19 protein-coding genes are annotated in these 18,262 nt (G+C 40.7%); 8 read left to right on the top strand and 11 right to left on the bottom strand.

Translation table 11 applies throughout. The features are described from left to right. Positions 1-695 precede the first annotated feature (695 nt). The 3 genes from BUB71_RS13530 to BUB71_RS13520 are packed head-to-tail and all read right to left on the bottom strand — an operon-like array spanning position 696 to position 2,499. Positions 696-1,100 carry a DoxX family protein gene (locus BUB71_RS13530; RefSeq protein WP_073155460.1) on the bottom strand — a complete coding sequence of 135 codons (405 nt, stop codon included), beginning with the start codon at positions 1,098-1,100 and terminating at the stop codon, positions 696-698. Beyond that, positions 1,101-1,685 carry a dihydrofolate reductase family protein gene (locus BUB71_RS13525; RefSeq protein WP_073155457.1) on the bottom strand — a complete coding sequence of 195 codons (585 nt, stop codon included), beginning with the start codon at positions 1,683-1,685 and terminating at the stop codon, positions 1,101-1,103. A gap of 19 nt (positions 1,686-1,704) precedes the next feature. Beyond that, positions 1,705-2,499 (bottom strand): alpha/beta fold hydrolase, encoded by a 795-nt coding sequence (locus BUB71_RS13520; RefSeq protein ID WP_073155452.1) that lies wholly within the window; start codon positions 2,497-2,499, stop codon positions 1,705-1,707. A 554-nt stretch (positions 2,500-3,053) separates the two neighbouring features. Here BUB71_RS13520 and BUB71_RS13515 point away from each other — a divergent pair. After that, positions 3,054-3,617 (top strand): hypothetical protein, encoded by a 564-nt coding sequence (locus BUB71_RS13515; protein WP_073155448.1) that lies wholly within the window; start codon positions 3,054-3,056, stop codon positions 3,615-3,617. Between the two features lie 88 nt (positions 3,618-3,705). On the opposite strand, the gene BUB71_RS13510 is transcribed toward BUB71_RS13515, so the two are convergent. Beyond that, positions 3,706-4,095, bottom strand: a complete 390-nt coding sequence (locus tag BUB71_RS13510) for a YkvA family protein (RefSeq protein WP_073155444.1) — start codon at positions 4,093-4,095, stop codon at positions 3,706-3,708. Between the two features lie 455 nt (positions 4,096-4,550). On the opposite strand from BUB71_RS13510, the gene BUB71_RS13505 reads away from it, so the two are divergent. Beyond that, positions 4,551-5,108, top strand: a complete 558-nt coding sequence (locus BUB71_RS13505; RefSeq protein ID WP_139279106.1) for a hypothetical protein — start codon at positions 4,551-4,553, stop codon at positions 5,106-5,108. Continuing rightward, entirely contained in the window at positions 5,105-5,503 is a 399-nt protein-coding gene (locus BUB71_RS13500) for a hypothetical protein (protein ID WP_073155438.1), read from the top strand. The genes BUB71_RS13505 and BUB71_RS13500 overlap by 4 nt, the downstream gene beginning before the upstream one ends. Positions 5,504-5,869: 366 nt before the next feature. On the opposite strand, the gene BUB71_RS13495 is transcribed toward BUB71_RS13500, so the two are convergent. The 4 genes from BUB71_RS13495 to BUB71_RS13480 form a co-directional block, all read right to left on the bottom strand. Continuing rightward, positions 5,870-6,331 carry a DUF2269 family protein gene (locus BUB71_RS13495; RefSeq protein WP_073155434.1) on the bottom strand — a complete coding sequence of 154 codons (462 nt, stop codon included), beginning with the start codon at positions 6,329-6,331 and terminating at the stop codon, positions 5,870-5,872. 26 nt (positions 6,332-6,357) lie between these two features. Continuing rightward, a complete protein-coding gene (locus BUB71_RS13490; protein ID WP_245815629.1) occupies positions 6,358-6,795 on the bottom strand; it encodes a DoxX family protein in 438 nt (145 codons plus the stop codon). 8 nt (positions 6,796-6,803) lie between these two features. After that, complete coding sequence (locus BUB71_RS13485) at positions 6,804-7,391, bottom strand: TetR/AcrR family transcriptional regulator (protein ID WP_073155427.1); 588 nt, start codon at positions 7,389-7,391, stop codon at positions 6,804-6,806. Between the two features lie 725 nt (positions 7,392-8,116). Further along, positions 8,117-8,506, bottom strand: coding sequence for a winged helix-turn-helix transcriptional regulator (locus tag BUB71_RS13480; RefSeq protein WP_073155424.1), 390 nt, complete (start codon positions 8,504-8,506; stop codon positions 8,117-8,119). Positions 8,507-8,645: 139 nt separating this feature from the next. On the opposite strand from BUB71_RS13480, the gene BUB71_RS13475 reads away from it, so the two are divergent. Continuing rightward, the gene (locus BUB71_RS13475; protein WP_422785145.1) at positions 8,646-9,323 is read left to right on the top strand and encodes an NAD(P)H-dependent oxidoreductase; all 678 of its coding nucleotides are present in this window, start codon (positions 8,646-8,648) and stop codon (positions 9,321-9,323) included. 557 nt (positions 9,324-9,880) lie between these two features. On the opposite strand, the gene BUB71_RS13470 is transcribed toward BUB71_RS13475, so the two are convergent. After that, the gene (locus tag BUB71_RS13470; protein ID WP_073155418.1) at positions 9,881-10,507 is read right to left on the bottom strand and encodes a hypothetical protein; all 627 of its coding nucleotides are present in this window, start codon (positions 10,505-10,507) and stop codon (positions 9,881-9,883) included. Between the two features lie 250 nt (positions 10,508-10,757). Here BUB71_RS13470 and BUB71_RS13465 point away from each other — a divergent pair, with 250 nt between their 5' ends. Then, positions 10,758-11,129, top strand: a complete 372-nt coding sequence (locus tag BUB71_RS13465; protein WP_073155415.1) for a winged helix-turn-helix transcriptional regulator — start codon at positions 10,758-10,760, stop codon at positions 11,127-11,129. 119 nt (positions 11,130-11,248) lie between these two features. Here BUB71_RS13465 and BUB71_RS13460 read toward each other — a convergent pair whose 3' ends face one another. After that, positions 11,249-12,037, bottom strand: coding sequence for a hypothetical protein (locus BUB71_RS13460; RefSeq protein WP_073155411.1), 789 nt, complete (start codon positions 12,035-12,037; stop codon positions 11,249-11,251). A gap of 28 nt (positions 12,038-12,065) precedes the next feature. After that, on the bottom strand, positions 12,066-12,962 hold the full coding sequence (locus BUB71_RS19165; RefSeq protein WP_139279105.1) for a hypothetical protein: 897 nt from the start codon (positions 12,960-12,962) through the stop codon (positions 12,066-12,068). Between the two features lie 719 nt (positions 12,963-13,681). Between BUB71_RS19165 and BUB71_RS13450 the strand changes: the two genes are divergently transcribed. From BUB71_RS13450 to BUB71_RS13440, 3 genes are read left to right on the top strand one after another with little or no spacing between them, the layout of a single operon-like run. Continuing rightward, complete coding sequence (locus BUB71_RS13450) at positions 13,682-15,232, top strand: tetratricopeptide repeat protein (protein ID WP_073155400.1); 1,551 nt, start codon at positions 13,682-13,684, stop codon at positions 15,230-15,232. Continuing rightward, positions 15,201-16,424 carry an MFS transporter gene (locus BUB71_RS13445; RefSeq protein WP_073155397.1) on the top strand — a complete coding sequence of 408 codons (1,224 nt, stop codon included), beginning with the start codon at positions 15,201-15,203 and terminating at the stop codon, positions 16,422-16,424. The genes BUB71_RS13450 and BUB71_RS13445 overlap by 32 nt, the downstream gene beginning before the upstream one ends. Further along, complete coding sequence (locus tag BUB71_RS13440) at positions 16,396-18,081, top strand: alpha/beta hydrolase family protein (RefSeq protein ID WP_073155394.1); 1,686 nt, start codon at positions 16,396-16,398, stop codon at positions 18,079-18,081. The genes BUB71_RS13445 and BUB71_RS13440 overlap by 29 nt, the downstream gene beginning before the upstream one ends. The last annotated feature ends 181 nt before the right edge of the window (positions 18,082-18,262 follow it).

Raw genomic sequence — 18,262 nt, 5'->3', positions numbered from 1 at the left:
CACCGCTGGGACGGCGGGTAGAGCCTGCTAAGATAACTGGACGTTGGTCTGGTGTTCGCAGGAATCTACCACCTACAGAGGTGGTAGTAGTTCAAGTCTTTTCAATACTTGGACAGCTGTATTTGTTAGTGACACCGAGCGTTGACTTCCCCTTTTGTTTTCGGCTCTTGTAAAATTAGTCTCCCTCGTATATCCACAAGGTATTTTCGTGTATTCGCTGTTTGATTATCAAAATCAATATCTTTTCATCGAAGACCTAAAATTTCGCCCCTTCTAAGGCCTGTTGTGACAGCCAAGGGAAATGCAGTGAATAAAGGGTCTTTTTTTGCGTGCATTAAAAACTGGTTAATTTCTGCTTTATTACCATGTGATTATTTCTTTGTGCCCAAGGGTAGGAGGATCGGCTAGTTCTGCTACATTCCGATTCAATAACTGCCATTTGACAGCATGTCCTAAAGCTGATCTTATGATAATGTGCATAGTCCTTATAGTATGTGATGAGAGGCCGCCCTTCCCATCTTTTCGAGCATGCATTAGTTTTTCCTTATAAAAGCGTTGCAAATGGGTAGCTTGAATTTTATGGAGCTTAATGTCTCCAATAGATGGAATGGTCTGACTATGGATAAAGATATTTTGTTAGTCAATTATGCTGTCGCAGTTTTTTTCGTAGAAAAAGAGCCACCGCAGCCGCTTCTTTAGTTTGCAGACTTTTGTCTAACCTTGCTCGATGGCGGTTGTTCCGCTATGTGGCGATTGACAGGTCCCCTAACTACTGCGATCCATACAAGTAGAAAAAGCATAATAACTGGAACGATCACATCGCCAGCCGCTCCTTTCACAAGCGATGATATCATCGCACCGATCATGATCAATGCCAATAATATCACGCCGTAACGTGAAGAAGACCGAATAAGCAGCGCAATCGCTCCGACTATTTCTAAGATCCCAATTACGATACGAAACCATGCAGGATAACCGAGCTTGTTGAAAACTTCTACCATCGCTTGCACACCCATTAGTTTAAGGAACGCCGCCTGAATAAAGATCAGCGCTATCATAGCAAGTCCTATCCATCCAGCATATTTCCACAATTTGTCCATCTACACCTCACCCCTTCTCACTCCGTAGACAAGCCCTACGACTCCAGAGCTAAACGTTTTGGTTTCCACAAGTTTTAGATCGACTCTGTCCTTGATATTTTTAAAGAGAGGTTTTCCTCCCCCAACAACAATAGGATTGACATTAATCCGATACTCATCAATCAAACCGAGCTGCATAAACGTTTGCGCAAGGCCGGGGCTGGCAATCATCACAATGTTTTTGTCGGGCTGTTGTTTTATTTTTGCTATTTCTTCCACAATGTGTTCTTTCACCAGTCTGGAATTGTTCCAGTCCACCTTTTCCAGAGTCTTGGAGAATACAATTTTCTCTGTCTTCTCGATCCAGACAGCATGTTCGGAATGGTACTTCGATTTAGACCAGACGGGATGCGCGGGTACAGCTGGCCAGAAGCTTTCCATCAATTGATAAGTCACACGTCCAAATAAAACAGTGTCTACGGTGTTTAGCAAGTCGGTGACATAGTTCTGTTCTTCCTCTGTATGGATAATCCAATCCATTTCTCCGTTTGGTCCAGTTACGAAGCCATCAAGCGATATGTGCATGAGTAAAATGATTTTTCTCATTGTTATAGTCTCCTTTATTTTACATGGAGAAAAAATCAGTCAAAACGGGAGCGAGGAGATCTGGAGCCACATTATGATCTTGACCTTCCAAAATGTGGCGCTTTATATTGGGGAGTCTGTCCACGAGCGCTTTCAACGCATTTTGCTGGTACTCAGGACTTGTTCCTCCACCCACCACGAGCATAGGGATTGAAACGGAAGACCACCGTTCGGATGGCAATGGGTTGCCCGACATGGTGTCACCCATGATGGTACCATCATAGACCAACGTGTGCGCTACATCTTCCATCGCCTGCCAGGATGGCGCGTTTCGCATCGGAGCAATGAAATCAGCAGGAACGCCTGCTGCCTTCGTTAAGAAATACTCAACTGCGTCGCCTCGGCGGCCCGACGTTGTCAGCTCTTTGAGCTGTTTTAAGTAACCTTTCGGCAGCGGAGGACGCGTATTGTCAACGACGAAAGGTGGCTCGTACAATGCCAGCTTCGCGATAGCAAGCTTACGAGCCGCTTCGAGGGCAAGGACTCCACCGGAAGACATGCCGAATACGAATGCCGATCCGTCAGCCTCGTTGATGAGAGCTTCGATATCTTCGACTTCGCGCTCAATCGCGTACGGCGCCGTGTCACCGCTATCCCCTCGACCTCGACGATCGTAGTTGAAGACGGTAAAGTTTGGGGACAGAAGCGATGCAAGTTGCGACATCATCGGATCAGAACGAGTTTGAAATGCAGCGCATACCAGGATGATCGCCGGTCCATTCCCAGATTTATCAAATGCAATGGCGGTCCCGTCTTTCGAAATTACTTTTTGCATTGTATTTGCCTCCTATGATCAAATCGATTTGTTTTCACGATCAGTTTTGTCATCTTAGCAAGTTTTCCAACTTTCATTCTTGTAGCATAATCATCCCCTTTCTTGGTTGCTAGCTTTTTACCAGTACCCCCACTATATGACATTACGTTACGTAAGGGTCAAGCTATTCCTTTACTTAGGGTATGTGAACGATTCACTAAGTTTCTAACATCTGAACAAAGGGTACAGCAATATGGATAATATGATAATAGCTGGAGAAGAAACAAAAAAACCCCTGTTTTTCAGAGGTTACAATAAATAGAATTCACTTTGCGGGTAATGACACATTCGTTGGTACTACCCCTTCTTGGAAATAATATTACATTAGTAACATTCATTTCTGTGTCTTTCTTAACCCCCTAATACCATAAGAACTACGGTGTAAGCTTGATAAGCAAGAAACCAGTCGGATTCTATTCCCAAGAACCCCCACCTCAAAAATAAAGATTACAACCCTTCGTTTTCGGAAATATACTAAATATACTTGTTTTAATAACAAATGAGAGGAAAATATTATGACGGCTCAAGTGAAAGACATTATGAGAATCGGTGACATCAATTACACTATATCCGCAATCGAAAAACCGAACTATTTTTTCAATGTTTTTGATTTGGGATTCTCACCCAAAAAATTTTCTACTGCTTGCTATCGAGGCTTTAAAGCCATATTTGCGATTGATGTAAACAATCAACTGATCCTAAAGGACCTATATACAAATAACGGAGACAAAGAACCTATTGTGTTAAATGGAATACAACCTGAGAACATTCGGCATTCTGCTGGAGACCTGTTCTACAAAGATGTAAATTTACCACTTCATTACACGGGGTCTATTTTAATTACTGACGGTTTTATCCAAAAATATTATCGACATATGGGGTTTCAATCTCCACTTTACTACAATACGGTTGTGAAATATGTGTTTGATCAGGGCATCTTCATGGAAAGTATTGATCTATCAGAAGAAGCAAAAAAAAGACGAGAGACGGACCATTCAACCTATATTAAGCAAAGGGATAGTCAAAATTGGATTGAAAAGTGCTTTGATATAAGTATGAAAAATAAATGGGATGATTAGGTAGGTGATGATCCCGCTATGTTCCACCAAAACAAACCATTGCATATGCAGGGGTTTTTGTTATATCAACACTTTATAATTGAAATGGTTAATATCCAAAAGTATTGTAAAGATAATAAACCAATCCACTTAAAAGTATGATCCAAATAAGTAAAAAGATTGTTCCAGCTACCCAATTTTTTGGCTTCTTAGTCGATAACCTCGTATGAGCCCGCTTTCGACTTTGATCTAAAATGTTTTGAGGAATTAGTTTGATTGCAAGCAAAACTCCAAACGGTAATAGAATAAAATCATCCAAATAGCCCAGAATGGGAATGAAATCTGGAATCAAGTCAATAGGGCTAAATGCATAAGCAACTACTAGAATGGTCACCAACTTTGCAAAAATAGGTGTATCAGGATTTTGATAGGCGTAGTAGAGTGTGAAGATTTCTTCTTTTAATTTATTTACCCCAGATTTCCACTGTTTGATCTCCATTTTAGCGACTCCTTGATATGGCAGCTTATGTTATACAATATGGTAATCCAAAGGGAACTTCCATTAGATTTGAATGGGTGGAGAGGTTTCCTTTTTTTGTATTCCAATTTATTAGGCAGATGCAAATGCGTACATGGAGTGTTGGTTTCGTACGCTTCGAGAAGAGAGTTTTAACAAAGAGAAAATAAGTCTTTTCTGGATGCTTTGACAGATATGCAAGACTTCATCAAATTTTATAACGAGGAGTGACCACATTTTCCTTGAATGATCTTACTCTCCGCCAATTTCGTGAGATTCAAACTAGAAATGCAGTGAATTGGTCATGAAACCCGCCAAGGATCGTCAAAAGTTCACAATATTTGTTTGCTAAGGTAAATGCAAGCTGAAGGTATGTTAAAAAAATATCTTTGGCCATTAGTAACACACTTACCAGATGAATGAGTTAGAAGGAGTAGATGATCCAAATGGCTTATCGACTTAATCAAAAGAAAAAAAGCTTATTAGTGGCGATTCATGTGATTTCTGTTGCCTCATGGATTGGCGGTACATTGGGGATGTTGTTGCTAGGAGTTTATTTGCAAAATGCCGCTAATGGTGAACAACTTTATTATACTTTGGCTAACATGGAAATTATTGATGAAAATTTACTTAAATATCCAGCGTTGCTTTCCTTAATTACAGGAATTATGTTATCCATTTGGACTCAATGGGGACTTGTGAAGCATTACTGGGTAACGATTAAATTCATATTAACAATTTTAACCATTATGATTGGGATTCTATTTCTAAATAAATGGACTGCAAGTATAGGAGAAATGGTAAAAGACATCGGATTTGCAACATTACAGAACCAAGATTTTCAGACTACTTGGTGGTCGATTATAATCACAGGAACCTTCAATTTACTATGTTTGGTATTTATGGTTTTTATTACCTATTATAAACCATTTGGAAAGATAAAAAAGAAAAATCGAAAAGTAGACGAAAAACAGAAAGGAGCGATTGTGAAATGACAAATACTGAAGCATTGAAGCAAAATTTCATTTTGATTTTAGGTTTAGGTGCTTTAGCACTTATTAGACCCCTTATGAAAATAACCGGTTTAATAGATCTAATAGGGCAACAGTTTGGAAGCATTTTGTTAACAATACTCATTTCATTGGCTTGGCTCTTAATCGTCGTGAAAAAAAACATTCAAAAACCCATTCTAATTCTTGTTTTTGCTGGGATTAGTTATGCAATATTTGCAACAATAATAAGTGGTATTTTATCGCCAATTCTCCTTGGTCAATTACAAGGTCCTTTGACAAACCCACTTGGATTTATAAGTGTCATAGTTACAAATATTATCTGGGGCTTAATTGTAGGAGGAATCGCTTTGGCTATACGTAACAAGGTCAAGGACTGATCATTCGAAGTGATAATCCCACTAGGGATGAGGGAAAGAAGCCCCAATATGATATAAGCTACAATTTCTACTAATAATTTACGTAAGGAAGTCAACAATATACTCCTTTTGATTAAAATATCCGAACTATTTAATTAAAACATTCTTATATATAATATTCAATTTTATAATGAGTAGAAATCTTTAGCCTATTGTATATTGGGGTGTAAATCAATTCATAAATCAGAATCTACTGAGACAAAAAATAAAGCACAAGAGCAAAAATAAAAGGTTGCGCTTGATAGAGAGGCAATTTCTTATGCAAAATGGGTTCAAATTCCATGCCACATGAGTTTAATCAGTCGCGTATATATGAAATGTTATCTTTCACAAAGGTTTCATGATCATGAAATACATGATCACAATAGGCAAGATTGTGGCAATGGACCCAGCAATCGCCCAATGGAGGGAAGATTTTTTATATTCCGTTCCTAACTGTCCATTTTCTACAGATTTAGAGGCATGTTTGATCATTTTACGCTGTACGGGTATTAGAATAAACAACCATAAGATGCCTGTTAAGCCAAATAAGATAAGTGACAACGTAAACCAATTGAACCCTGACATCGGCATGCCAGCTTTTATTGCCATCGCTAAGCCGGATATTAAGATGAATATAATACCAGGTAGAGTGAAAATATAGTCAGCAAGCATGACATTTTTTACACTATGAAGAACTACATGTGGATCTTTTTGACGATCTGCTCGGATTTTCCAAAATGCAGTTACAATAAAATTGCCAATAGATAATACAACTCCAACTAAATGAATCAATAGCCAACCTGTCATTTTACTCAGATCCTCTCTATCATCAGTTAACCTGCTAATAATACAAGTATAATAAAGATAATTTGTATCATTGTTCTTGGCCAAAGTGCGGGAACTTGTTTCCCTGCAATTTTGAGTTTCTCCTTAGCAGCTTTTATGTTTGCTGGAAACATAGCAATGAGTAAGATCGCTAAACATATCGAAACCAATCTAGAAATAGATGGGATATGAATGCCGATCGCCGCAGCGATTTCGAGTATGCCTGTTATGAAAACGATGAGATCCGGTCTAGGGAAAATTGATGGAACCATACGAATTAAGTCATTTTTTCTCTCTCCAAATCGGGCTGAAAATGCAATAAGTAGCATAGCAGTAATAGATCCCTGAAGAGATGTATGCCAGTTATCAAAATAAGATAAACCCATTTTTCCTATACCTAAGAATCCAAAGAATGAAAGCACAAGTACATAAAATGTCGCCATCATTTCTCCCCCTATGCTTTTAATAAATCACTCATAAACGACCTTAGTTCATCTAATGTAAAAGATGAATTTTCTATGGGGATAGATTGACGAACTCTGTAACCAAATGTCAACAAAATCAATAATTCTGCTACTCTACTAGCATTAGTAAAATTTTTAATCACGCCATGCTTTTGACCGCTGGCAATCCATTGTTTTGTATAATGAAATACTTGTTCATAGTATTGCTCAAGTACTTTTGCGACAGAAGGTTCGTTTTCCCTTCCTAATAAATACAACAACACGCGATTCGTCACAGTTTGATTTTCATGAGATGATAGACTTTGTAAAATTTTATCCAAAGGCCCTTCAAACGTCTTTTCCCCATGGTTCACTTCATTAAAAAATTTTTCATTTGTCTGATCTAATTGTTCTTGTAATACCCAAGCAAAAATCTCATCTTTGCTGTTTACATAGTGAAAGATCGCTCCTTTTGATAGTTTCGATTGTTTCATAATGTCATTCATCGTAATAGAGTGACAACCTTTTGTTTCTATCAGTACTTTTGTTGAGTCAAGTAACAATTGAATTGTCTTTTTTCGTCTCTCTTCTTGTTTCATTTCCAATCCTCCATATTCATACATAGGAAGTACTAAGGAATATTATATATACAGACCGTCGGTTTGTAAACGTAAATCGTTGTAGTCTATTATTTCCTAATCGCCCTCCTATTCGTTATATAAAGAAGTAATACTTGGTTGATTCTCTTTCATTGTTCTGATATCTAAACTTTTATCCATTACAGATGATTGATCTAATAGGTTAGATGAGAACAAAATGTTCATTGTGCATATTCCCAAAAACACTAACAAAACACGGTCTGTATAAATCAAAAAGCACAATGAACCTCTATCACAAGCGGTTACACGGTCAGACAGACCTCATGAAGCGAGTGAGGAGGTGAATGGCAAAGCTCCATTTTGGACGCAACTGGCGGCATGGCAGCCTAAGCGGCATTTTCTATTCGGACAACTGTCTGAGTCTCCGCAGGCGGATACCGGACGGAGGAGGCGAGTTTTATCCTGCTGCCAAGGCAACCGGACGCGACAGCCACACATCTTTGCAAGCCCAGATCGAAGCGTCGCCGAGAACCACGATCACGAGCAGAACATGTGACATTTACAAGATGACCCAGCTTTATTGGGATTATTTCCATCTATGTTGCAGTGTTGGTTCAAACAAGGTTGTTGCATATGGATAAGGGCAACGATAACGAATATGTTTTACGTTTTTTCATTCATAGAATGATAGGATGATTGATTTACATGTATACAGGTAATGAACATTATGATTGATTACCGTCTAATTTCATTGAAAGATTTCGTTGATTTAGTAACTGTTCGGTATGGATGAATCCCCATTCGCGCATTTTCTCAACAATTGGGATGAGGGTACGTCCAAAGTCAGTCAAGGAGTATTCGACTTTAGGGGGGACTTGTTTATATACTTCACGATGAACGATTCCATCATGCTCTAATTCTCGCAGTTGCAGTGTTAACATTCTCTGGGTGATGCCTGGCATCTGTTTCCGTAATTGATTAAAACGCATGGTTCCTTCGATGAGGTGGAATAATATAATACCTTTCCACTTGCCGCCTAACACATCGATTGCCACTTCGACTGGGCAATTGTAACCATTTTTCTTCCAAATCAGCCAATCGGTTTTGTGATCCATATCGCACCTCTCCAATAGTATAAAAATTGATACTATGACACAAATTTGTGCGTTCTTCTCAAAATCTATTGTACCGACTACAATGGATTAATGTAAAGAGACCTATTGAAATCTATATTACTATAGCAAAATAGAGAGGTTGATTGACTTGGCAAATTCAATCAAGCAACAAGTGTTAGATGCTTTTCAATTTCGTCATGCATGTAAAGCTTTTGATCCCAATAAGAAAATAAATGATGAGGATTTTCAATATATTATTGAAACAGGTCGACTCTCCCCTAGCTCATTTGGCTTTGAACCGTGGAAATTTGTGATTCTACAAAACCAAAAACTCCGTGAAAAACTGAGTGAAGTCGCTTGGGGCGCACAAACAAAATTATCCAATGCAAGTCATTTTGTGTTGATTTTACAACGAACTCAACAGCAAATGAGATACGATTCTGACTATATTTCTTATATGATTCGAGATGTAAAACAGTTTCCGGAAGATATGGTCGCTGGTTTTCTAAATACCTTTAAAAATTTCCAGGAAAAAGAATTCCATTTACTTGATACAGAACGTGGAATAGCTGACTGGGCTGGCAAGCAAACTTATATCCCTCTCGCCAACATGATGACATCCGCCGCTATGATTGGAATCGACTCTTGTCCTATCGAAGGATTTAATCGAGACAAAGTAAATGAACTCCTCGCTGCGGAGGGTATTATCAATGACGAATTTGAAATTTCTGTCATGGTTGCATTTGGTTACCGAAATCAAGAGCCTCGCCCAAAAACCCGCCAAGCATTACAACAAGTAGTTGAATGGGTTCGCTAAAGAAGCAAAGGCTTAGGTGACTAAGCCTTTGTAAATGAAACATCTAACAAAATGTTTTCAATCTTGATTACAAAATGCGAGTGTGAAAGCCCACGGGTTTCAATCGTGGGATGAGAACGAGTATTGCTCGGTAATCCCTTTCAAGTGATTACTAAGAGCAATCTTTTTTGTATGATGGAACACATGAGCGTGCTCATCCTGCTTGTAGCAGGTGGTATTCCTGTGTGCGTGATGGTATAAGGTTCAAGCGGCGAACCAAACGATGTTCATGCACTTTTACGCTCATGAAGGGTCAGTCAATAAAGCTCGCCTTAGACGACGAGATCAAATTCTTCTTGCTCGATTCTTTGTCTATCTTTAACGGAATTCAATATTTTTAAATTTAATGAAATCCATGCGCATGAAATGAGTGAGAAAAAACATAGAAGGGGGAGAATCCTACTCAAGATGAAAGATGAGGTGTGAATGTTACCATAAAAGTAGAATGGAACGGTTTTTCAATAATCTTGATATTTTAGAAGAGGTTGTATGTGATCAGAAGGGGATTGGATGATTTGTTATTGAAAGAATGATTGGGATGAATAGGTGGTATCCCTATCTTTTGAAAAATTCGAGTTGTATTTCTTCGCCAACTCGATCGCACCTGATTCGCTATCAGCTTTGAAATATTGAATAAATTTTGTGATATGGGGGTTTGACATGCAAAAAAAATAGTTTTGTGAGAAAAAATCCCCACTTTCGGTTACGACTTCTATGGAAATCCTAATTGGGAAATAGGCCAATTTTTTTTCTTGAATTGATTCAGGGATCAGATCGAAAATTTTTAACTTGATTTTATGTGAATGCCCTGATTTTAAAAGAGGGAAATGGGTATTCTCTGATATCATTTTAATCTCGCTTAGTAGAAGATTACTACGAATGGTGTAAAAACAAAATGCGTTTCTGATCTGTATGGGAAATGGACTAAAGTTAGTAATATTAAATATGAATACACGGTTATCCTCTACGTAATGATCATGATTAATTTGTAGTGTGGGTTTAAAACTTTTTTCAGCTACAGCTTTCGCTTCTCGAGCAATTTTTAGTGAGAACCAAACTGCTAAAAATGTAGCAATTGCCCCAAGCACTTCCCCGATTGCTGCAATTGCATTCCAACCAGCCCAAGAAAATATTTCATTTTGCAACTAAAATCATCCTTTTAGTTAAGATTGATACCGATTGTTCTAAATATACCATAAAATACGGTGAATTCAAGTAATGAAGGAGGGATGAGCAATCTTGCTTTAAGCTGTCATCCTTCTCTAAATTTGCTATGATAGGAGCTATAGGAAGATAAAGTATGTACGCATTTTAAAGTAATGTAGGGATTAAAATGCCCCTTTATATCATGAAAAGATGTATCCATTTAAGTTCTGAAATAAGAGGAGGCTCATCATGATTAAAGATAAGACGAAATCAAAATACCAAAATGGAATCGAGATCACTTTAGATATCATTGGGGGGAAATGGAAGAGTGTGATCTTGTATCATTTGATGACGGGGAAGAAGCGTACGCATGAATTACGAAAGTTAATTCCCAATATTACTCAAAAAATGCTGACAAAACAGTTAAGAGAGCTTGAAAGTGATGGAATGATCATCCGAATTTCCTATCATCAAATCCCACCAAAAGTGGAGTATCAATTAAGTGAGTATGCTTGGAGTCTGAAAGAAACATTGGATCAGTTTTGTAGATGGGGTGAGAATCATGCCAAAAAGGTCTATGGAGATAAATCTGTAGTTTTAGAATGCTATACAGAAGATTGAAATGAAAATTCAGTAAAATGGGAATGCGTGTGCACCCCAGCGCGCAGTGTAGTGAGGACGCTGGGGTGCGTGTTTTTTCGATCAGTCGATCCGGGAGGCCCCTGAACCGTGGGGGCAGCTCACCGCTGACCGATGATGAGCAGGACTCCCTTCTCACCTCGGACGGTGTGCTTGATGCGGCGGATGGTCAGCCCTTCGAGCGGCTGCTTCTTGAAGAACTCGACGATCTCCCGCTCCCTGAAGTCGGGGTACGGAACGATCCGTCCCGACGGCAGTCGGAAGGCCGGCGGCTCCACCATCATGGCGACGGCGATGGTTCCTCCCGGCTTGAGGAACGTGTTGATCATGTTCCTCAAGCCGTAGAGGCAGAGGTTCTTGTCTGCCGACCATTCTTCCACCGAAAGGATAGCCGTCAGGAGCTCGTACGGCTTCTTCGGCGTTCCGAACATCGTTCCCATGATGGGACGAGTTCGCTCACAGGCCTGATCGAGCGTCCCGTAGAACGGGTCACCCGGTCGCTGACCGGCGATGTCGTAGATCAGCGTGTCGAAGGCTCCCCAGACGAAGGGGGCGACACCCTGGTAGACCCTGTTCCCTCGTCCGCACAGCTTGGCGGTGTAGAGGAAGTCTTGCGGGAGGATGGTGATCTGGTCGATCAGACCCTCCACAGGGTGCATGTACCCGTTGTGGAACATTGCGGGGTAGAAGTTCTCCCCAAGCACCACGTTGCCGGCCCGACGGACGCTCTCGGGCTTGATCCCCATCCGCTTGTACACGGAGTGGAGCGTTCCGATGATCTCCACGTCGAGCGTGTGCGGGATCATGAAGTTGCCGGGGATGTACCGACTGAGATCGAGGTGGTTCTCCCACAGCGGAAGGTTCAGCCCTTCGAGGCTTACTGCGTTCATCGTACTCCTTTCGGCGAACTCGTTGTCGTCAGTCTTCGGGCAGGGGCTTCAGCAGCTGCGCCGTCCAGACAGCAGCTTCTTCGGCGCCCTCGCGCGGCATTCCCTCGCCGTCCAGTTGGGTTTCTCCGTACACGTACCGGATGTACCCCGCCTTGGCGAGGAGGTTGAGGAAGTTCAGGATGAACTCCCGGGTGATCGGCGTGGCCGGGCAGCCGATTCCCTCTTCCTCCTTTCCCGCGGGGTAGACCCCGCTGGAGTTGAGGAAGGAGATGGAAGTGACATACCCGCCGACCTTCACGGCGCGGAGCATCTGCTTCCAGGAGTAGAGAACCTCGTCCTCCGATTCCGTGATGGCGTAGGCGACGTACGACTCCACCAGGTAGTCGTACACCACACTCATCAGGAGATGGAGTGCCTGGCGCAGCGTGTTGATGTCCCCGTCGATCCCACGGCTGTGGTCCTGGACCTTCTGGAGTGCGTTGAGGCACCTTTCGGCCTCCTCGTCGCCGAAGATCTCCCTGATCTTCCTGAAGATCCGAACCTCGAACTTCCGATAGATCGCGTTCGGGTCTTCGGGATGCATGGCCCGGAGGATGGGGTCATCCGTAAACCCGAGCCGCTCTCCCAGCAGAAGCAGATTGGAGTCGGTCGGGTCGATCAGGTCGTACCGGCCGTATGTAGCCCGAAGGCGCTCGAACATCATCGGCACCAGCAGGACGGCTGCGCTGCCGATGATGCCGAAGCGCTCGATGCTCTCCGACGGAATCTCCAGCTCGGCCTGCTGCCGCAGTACGATCTCGATGACCTGCGCGTCGACGAGCTGGAGCTGGCGATAGTTCAGCTCGTCGTACTTGCGGGAGTCGAACGCGCCATTGAACGGCGCTACGGTCAGACCCGTCACGCTGACGGGGCTGTTTTGTGTCATGGTTGGATCTCCCTTGATCCCTAGATCGATTGTTTGTTCCTTGGAAACTGGACTCCTATCTACCTCCAATTTCTGCTGATAGGTGGCTAGCCTATGTAGCCGATGCTGGAAGGATGAATCCTTACTACAGCATTTGGCATCTTCGGCTTACATTTGTAGTCATCATAACATATTCATTGTATATTGAGGAAATATTCGCGGACATTCATCAAATATGGATGCACCATTTTTGGATATTTTTCTTGTCTATCTGCATAAAAATAATAATTGTAATATTTAAATAAATCCATAGATAAAGGGGGGATATAGTTGAAGTTGATAAAATCCAAAGCGAAAGCAAAAAAGGTTAATTTTGCTGTTATGTATGGCGGAAAAACACAGAGTCAATGAAGAGCAATAAGATCAGGCATACAAAAAATTCTCGTATTGAACCGTAGTCGCAAATGGTTTGCAAAGAAGCCGATGATGAGGAGCGTGATATACCTAAGTAAACGGTTCCTACGACATCTCTCATCGCGGAATCCTACGTCAAGACGTTGATCATATAAAGAATGACCCCATGACTATGGTGTAAAAAGGATGCTCTCTTGGTCAAGAAATTATGCAATTGACCAAGAGAGGTTTTGATTCATAAATTGAGTGATGTGGCTGTGTCAGGATGGATCGGAAAATAGCGTTGCCCAGTCTTTCGAAGTATTCATGATGAAAGTGGGGGAAAGATGAACATCTATATCCACGTGAAAGAGCAGACAGTCAGTTTTGCTCCAGTAAAGGCACTATTGGACCACATTGGGTATCAGCCCAAACAAACATATGAATTAAATGGAATGAAGTTGTTCAATCCGCGACGCAGAGGTCAGATAAATGAAAACAGCTTAACAGATTCACAAGATTCCAGTCATCAGTTGCGTTTTTTTGTGAAAGATCGTGTGATCCGCAATTTGATCAAAATTGCTCATTGTGCATTGGAGAGCCGCAGATTTCATGTTTATCTCTATCATGCAAAACATCTAGATGAGGGATCAAAGCTATTTTTTGAAGCGGCTGAGCAACTTTCTTTGATTCAGCTAAGCCTCGTTTACGAAAAGCAGGCTCCATCTCCTTCTATCGTCTATCAACCAAATCGAGATGAACAGAGACTTCATATGTTGACATCTGTTCCAAGGCAGTTATCTGATGAGGAACAGAAATTTATCTATCAATGGGCTAGAGAGTATATCGCCTGTGGAGATGCATGGACAGGCAAACGGTTATTGTTACGACTGATGGAAGAACAAATACACCCTGACTATTGCTATTATTTAGGCATTACCTATACGCAATTGGATGAGACCATCAATGCCGAATATTATCTCAATCTAATCCCGAAAAATGGAAAACCAAGAGATATCGTAGGTAGCTATTATGTGCTGTCCATGCTATATGCTCGTCATCATCCGAAATACTTATTATCAATCGATCGTGCTGAACAGTTTTTACAGCAAGCGTATGATATTCTACTGAATCTCGACGCAAAAGGTGACGAAACGATCGAGTTTCAAAGGATATTTAATCGAAATGGATATGCGTTGATTTTATTTCGCCGTCAGAAGATTGGTGAGGCAGTTCAATTTCTGCAACAAGGAATTGAAAAACTTGACCGATACAAAAATGAGCAAGCCTCATTACATCAAAGTGTTTTGATTTACAACTTGGCTCAATGCTATCTTCGTCTCAAACGTTTTGAGCCAGCGATAAATGTATTCAAAAGGTTAATTCAAATAGATCCAAATTACCCAGAAAACCATCTGGAATTAGCATATTGCTATCTTGAAATGGGAAATCCCGAAAAAGCAATCCATCATCTCGAAGTTGCTAGAAGACTTGATCCATTTATTGCAGAAACGTATGGATTATTGGGATATATTTCCCTACAAAGAGGGCAATGGCATGACAGTATCATGCATTATAAAAAAGCAGTTCAACTCTCATTGGGTGAAGCTAGTTTTACTTACGACTATGCTTATGCTCTATCAGAGCAAGGGGACTACCAGAAGTGTTTCGAATTAATCGAAAATCATGAGTCACCTATTTCAGATGAACAATTGCTAGAGGATTTTATTTCGCTAAAGGCGGAGTCCCTCTGTAACCTTGATCAATTTGAACAAGCCCTGAGTGTCTTACAAACAGGACAGACGATCTTGCCTGAGAGTGAGAAGTTAAAGGTAAATGAATTCATGGTAAAAAGGAAGATCGTGGATGAAAAGCTTTCATCTTCTGCTAAAGAATAGTACGAGTGCGCGAAAATTTATGATCTTTACGATTTTATTTTATATGTGTATGTTTACCTCTAAAACGATTCATCCTTTATGGTTTCAACAGAATAAAGCGCTCGTTGCATTTGGTTTTTCCTATACAGCAATGGCCATCGCAGGAAGTTTATCTTTTTTTACAGGATTCTTAGGAGATCGATTGGGTTCCACCCTTTCGTTGAGAATTGGGGTATTGGTCTATGGATTGGGACTTTTGATGAGGATATATACCCATTCGATGTTGATTGTCGTTAGCTCAGGCTTTATCGCTGGTTTGGGTGCGTCGTTGGTTATTGTGAGTCTTAGATATTGGATATTGGATTTAGTACAAGAAGATGACCGAGCAACAGTGGTTTCCATTCATACAACAGGAATTAACACAGGGACTGCGATTGGTACACTCGGAGCAGGCTTTCTGGCCATGATCTTAGGAGCACCATCCTTTTCATATCCAACAGTCCTTGTTTTGTCTGCCATTTTATGTGGATTCACTGCATTTTTAGTCCCTAACATGCAGACTAGAAATGTGGAGAAACAGGATAAGCAAAAAGGTCGATGGCAAGATCATTTATTGATCTCAACAGGTGTGGTGTTCTTTGGTATGATGTCTGGTCTGTCTGTTAGTATGCTTGCTCCATTTTTGCCGATTATTTTAAAGGAGCAAGGTTTTAACATAGCTGCTTTGGGGATCATCATCGCCGCTACGAGTATCATAAGGGCAATTAGCGCCCCTTTTTTTAGTAATAAAAAATTCAATCAACACAAGGTGGCTTATTTCTTTTTTGCAGAATTGATCACAGGTATGCTTGTGTTGATGCTTACTTATCAACTACCTGCTATTATGGTTGTCTTTGCTTTCCTGCTACGGTCTTTTTTACTCACGATTTCGGTGATATGTGAAGAGTTGATCCAGTTATCACTATTCCCTAGTCATTTGGTTGGTTTTTTCTTTGGACTTCTTCAATCGGCATTTTTTATAGGTGATGCCTTAGGTGGATCATTGGGTGGCTGGTTATTTCAGCTACATACTCACTATGCTTTGTTCGTGAGCGGGGGGATTACGATTCTCAACTCAGTACTATTTCCTCTGTTTTACACCCTCGTTCAATCTGTGAATCGCTCAAGTAAAGAAGGTGCTATAGATGAGAAAGCAAGAAAAAGTATTTCATGAGATTTATCAGCACTATCTCCATCGTTTGGTCGGATTCGATGCCGACCAAAATCCCGTATTGATCCAATATATGGAGCCTTTAGCAGTCGTTATTTATCATAGAGCTACTTGTCGTTTGGATACAATCTATGTATTGACTGAAGAAGATCAAGCACTATTATTTCCAGATAATCGTCCCATTTTGATCATGATATCGGTTCTTGATCAACGTATTGTTCAAATAAAGGAAATGAATATGGACGGAAGCTGGCGAGTAACAGCAAGCTATCAGATGCCCTCTGAAATCGAATTATTGGTCGATGCTTGTCTAGCAGCAGATGATCCAACATATATTTGTGTGGTAGTTCAAACGCAAGCAAACAGAAATGAAATTTTCTCTTTACAAATCTATGGTAAAGCATGGAAGCGGATAAGAGGAGGATATGAAAACATAGTGTATTATCACCGGAATCGTCAAATTCTGTTGTCGCTTCGTGATCGCACCCCTGATTCATCTGAACTTGTTGTCTCACTTCCTTTTCATGCTAAAGAAGTGGTGATCAAGGATCGTTATTTATGTAGTAATCGGGATTATTTCTGTCTTGAGCATGAGTTAGAGCAAGGGTCTGAATTAAAGATTCTCAATACATTAGATCAAAAAATGATCTCAACCATTTGCACGAATAATGCTGTTGTCGATGCGGCATGGATGAAAGATGAGCAATTGCTGGTTATTCTTAATCAAAATGGAAATCATTTTATTCAGTATATTGAATTAGATGGTACTAAAAGTGAACCGATTGATATGCAGGGAAGTGTGCGCATTTCCAATCGATTTAACCACCATGTTTTGCTTGAAAAAGAAAGTTTATTAAATGGCACGGAGTGGCTTCTGATATCACAAGAACAGAAAATAACAAAGTTACCTGGCTTTATAAAAGATACGTGTATCGGTGATCGGCATATTGTCTCATCTCTCCATCTCTTAGTCTACACACCACATGAACAGATCAAAGGATGTATGGTCTCTCTACATGGAGGCCCTGAGTCGTGTGAGTATGATGAGCTTCGGTATTTAGGTTTGTACCGAGTGATGTTAAAAGCGGGTTGGATGGTAGTTGTACTAAATTATTCAGGGTCTTCTCAGCTAGGTATGATGCATAAGAAACGGCCATGGAAAAAATGGAAGAAATGCTTTGGTGAAGAGATCGATGCCTTAGTAGAATACTTATCCGATCACTATGGTCTGGATGAAAATGAGCTGGTCTTGTATGGAGTGAGTTTTGGAGCAAGCCTAGCTTTGTTAGCAGGCTCATTGCGATCGCAACTACAGCGAATTATCGCTGTATCACCAATGGTCAGCTTGGAAAGACATGTGAAGCGTTTAGCGTCACCTCAATATAAGCGTTGGTTTCAAGAACGATTTGGTGATTTTCATGCTGAATTTTCACCAGACCGTTATCTGATCAATCAAAATATACCGGTTACAGTGATCCAGGGTGATCAAGATGAGGTCGTCGATTACTCAGAATCGAGTGCTTTGGTCGAACAGGCGAAAATAAGGGGGTTACATTGGGAATTTATCTTGGAACCATCTGTAGGACATGTTCCACAGACCTTAGATGAATATCAAAATCGATTGAATCATATTGTAAATGCTGTGCTTGGGGGATCGTAGTCAAATGAGTGCTAAAAGGATCAAGACAAGATGAAGATGTGTCTTTTGTTCAAAATCGAGAATCATAGCAATAAAGTCGAATGTTAAGTGTTAAGAAGTCACAATCCTCTTATAAATGAAGTACCATAATCATTCGATCAGACTTCGTACTTTTTTTAGTAGAAATTTAAGAAGAGGTGAT

It is taken from the genome of Seinonella peptonophila (assembly GCF_900129355.1).
Lineage (GTDB): Bacteria > Bacillota > Bacilli > Thermoactinomycetales > Thermoactinomycetaceae > Seinonella > Seinonella peptonophila.
Note: the sequence above shows the minus strand (reverse complement) of the source record. Positions and strands in the feature narration are given on the sequence as shown.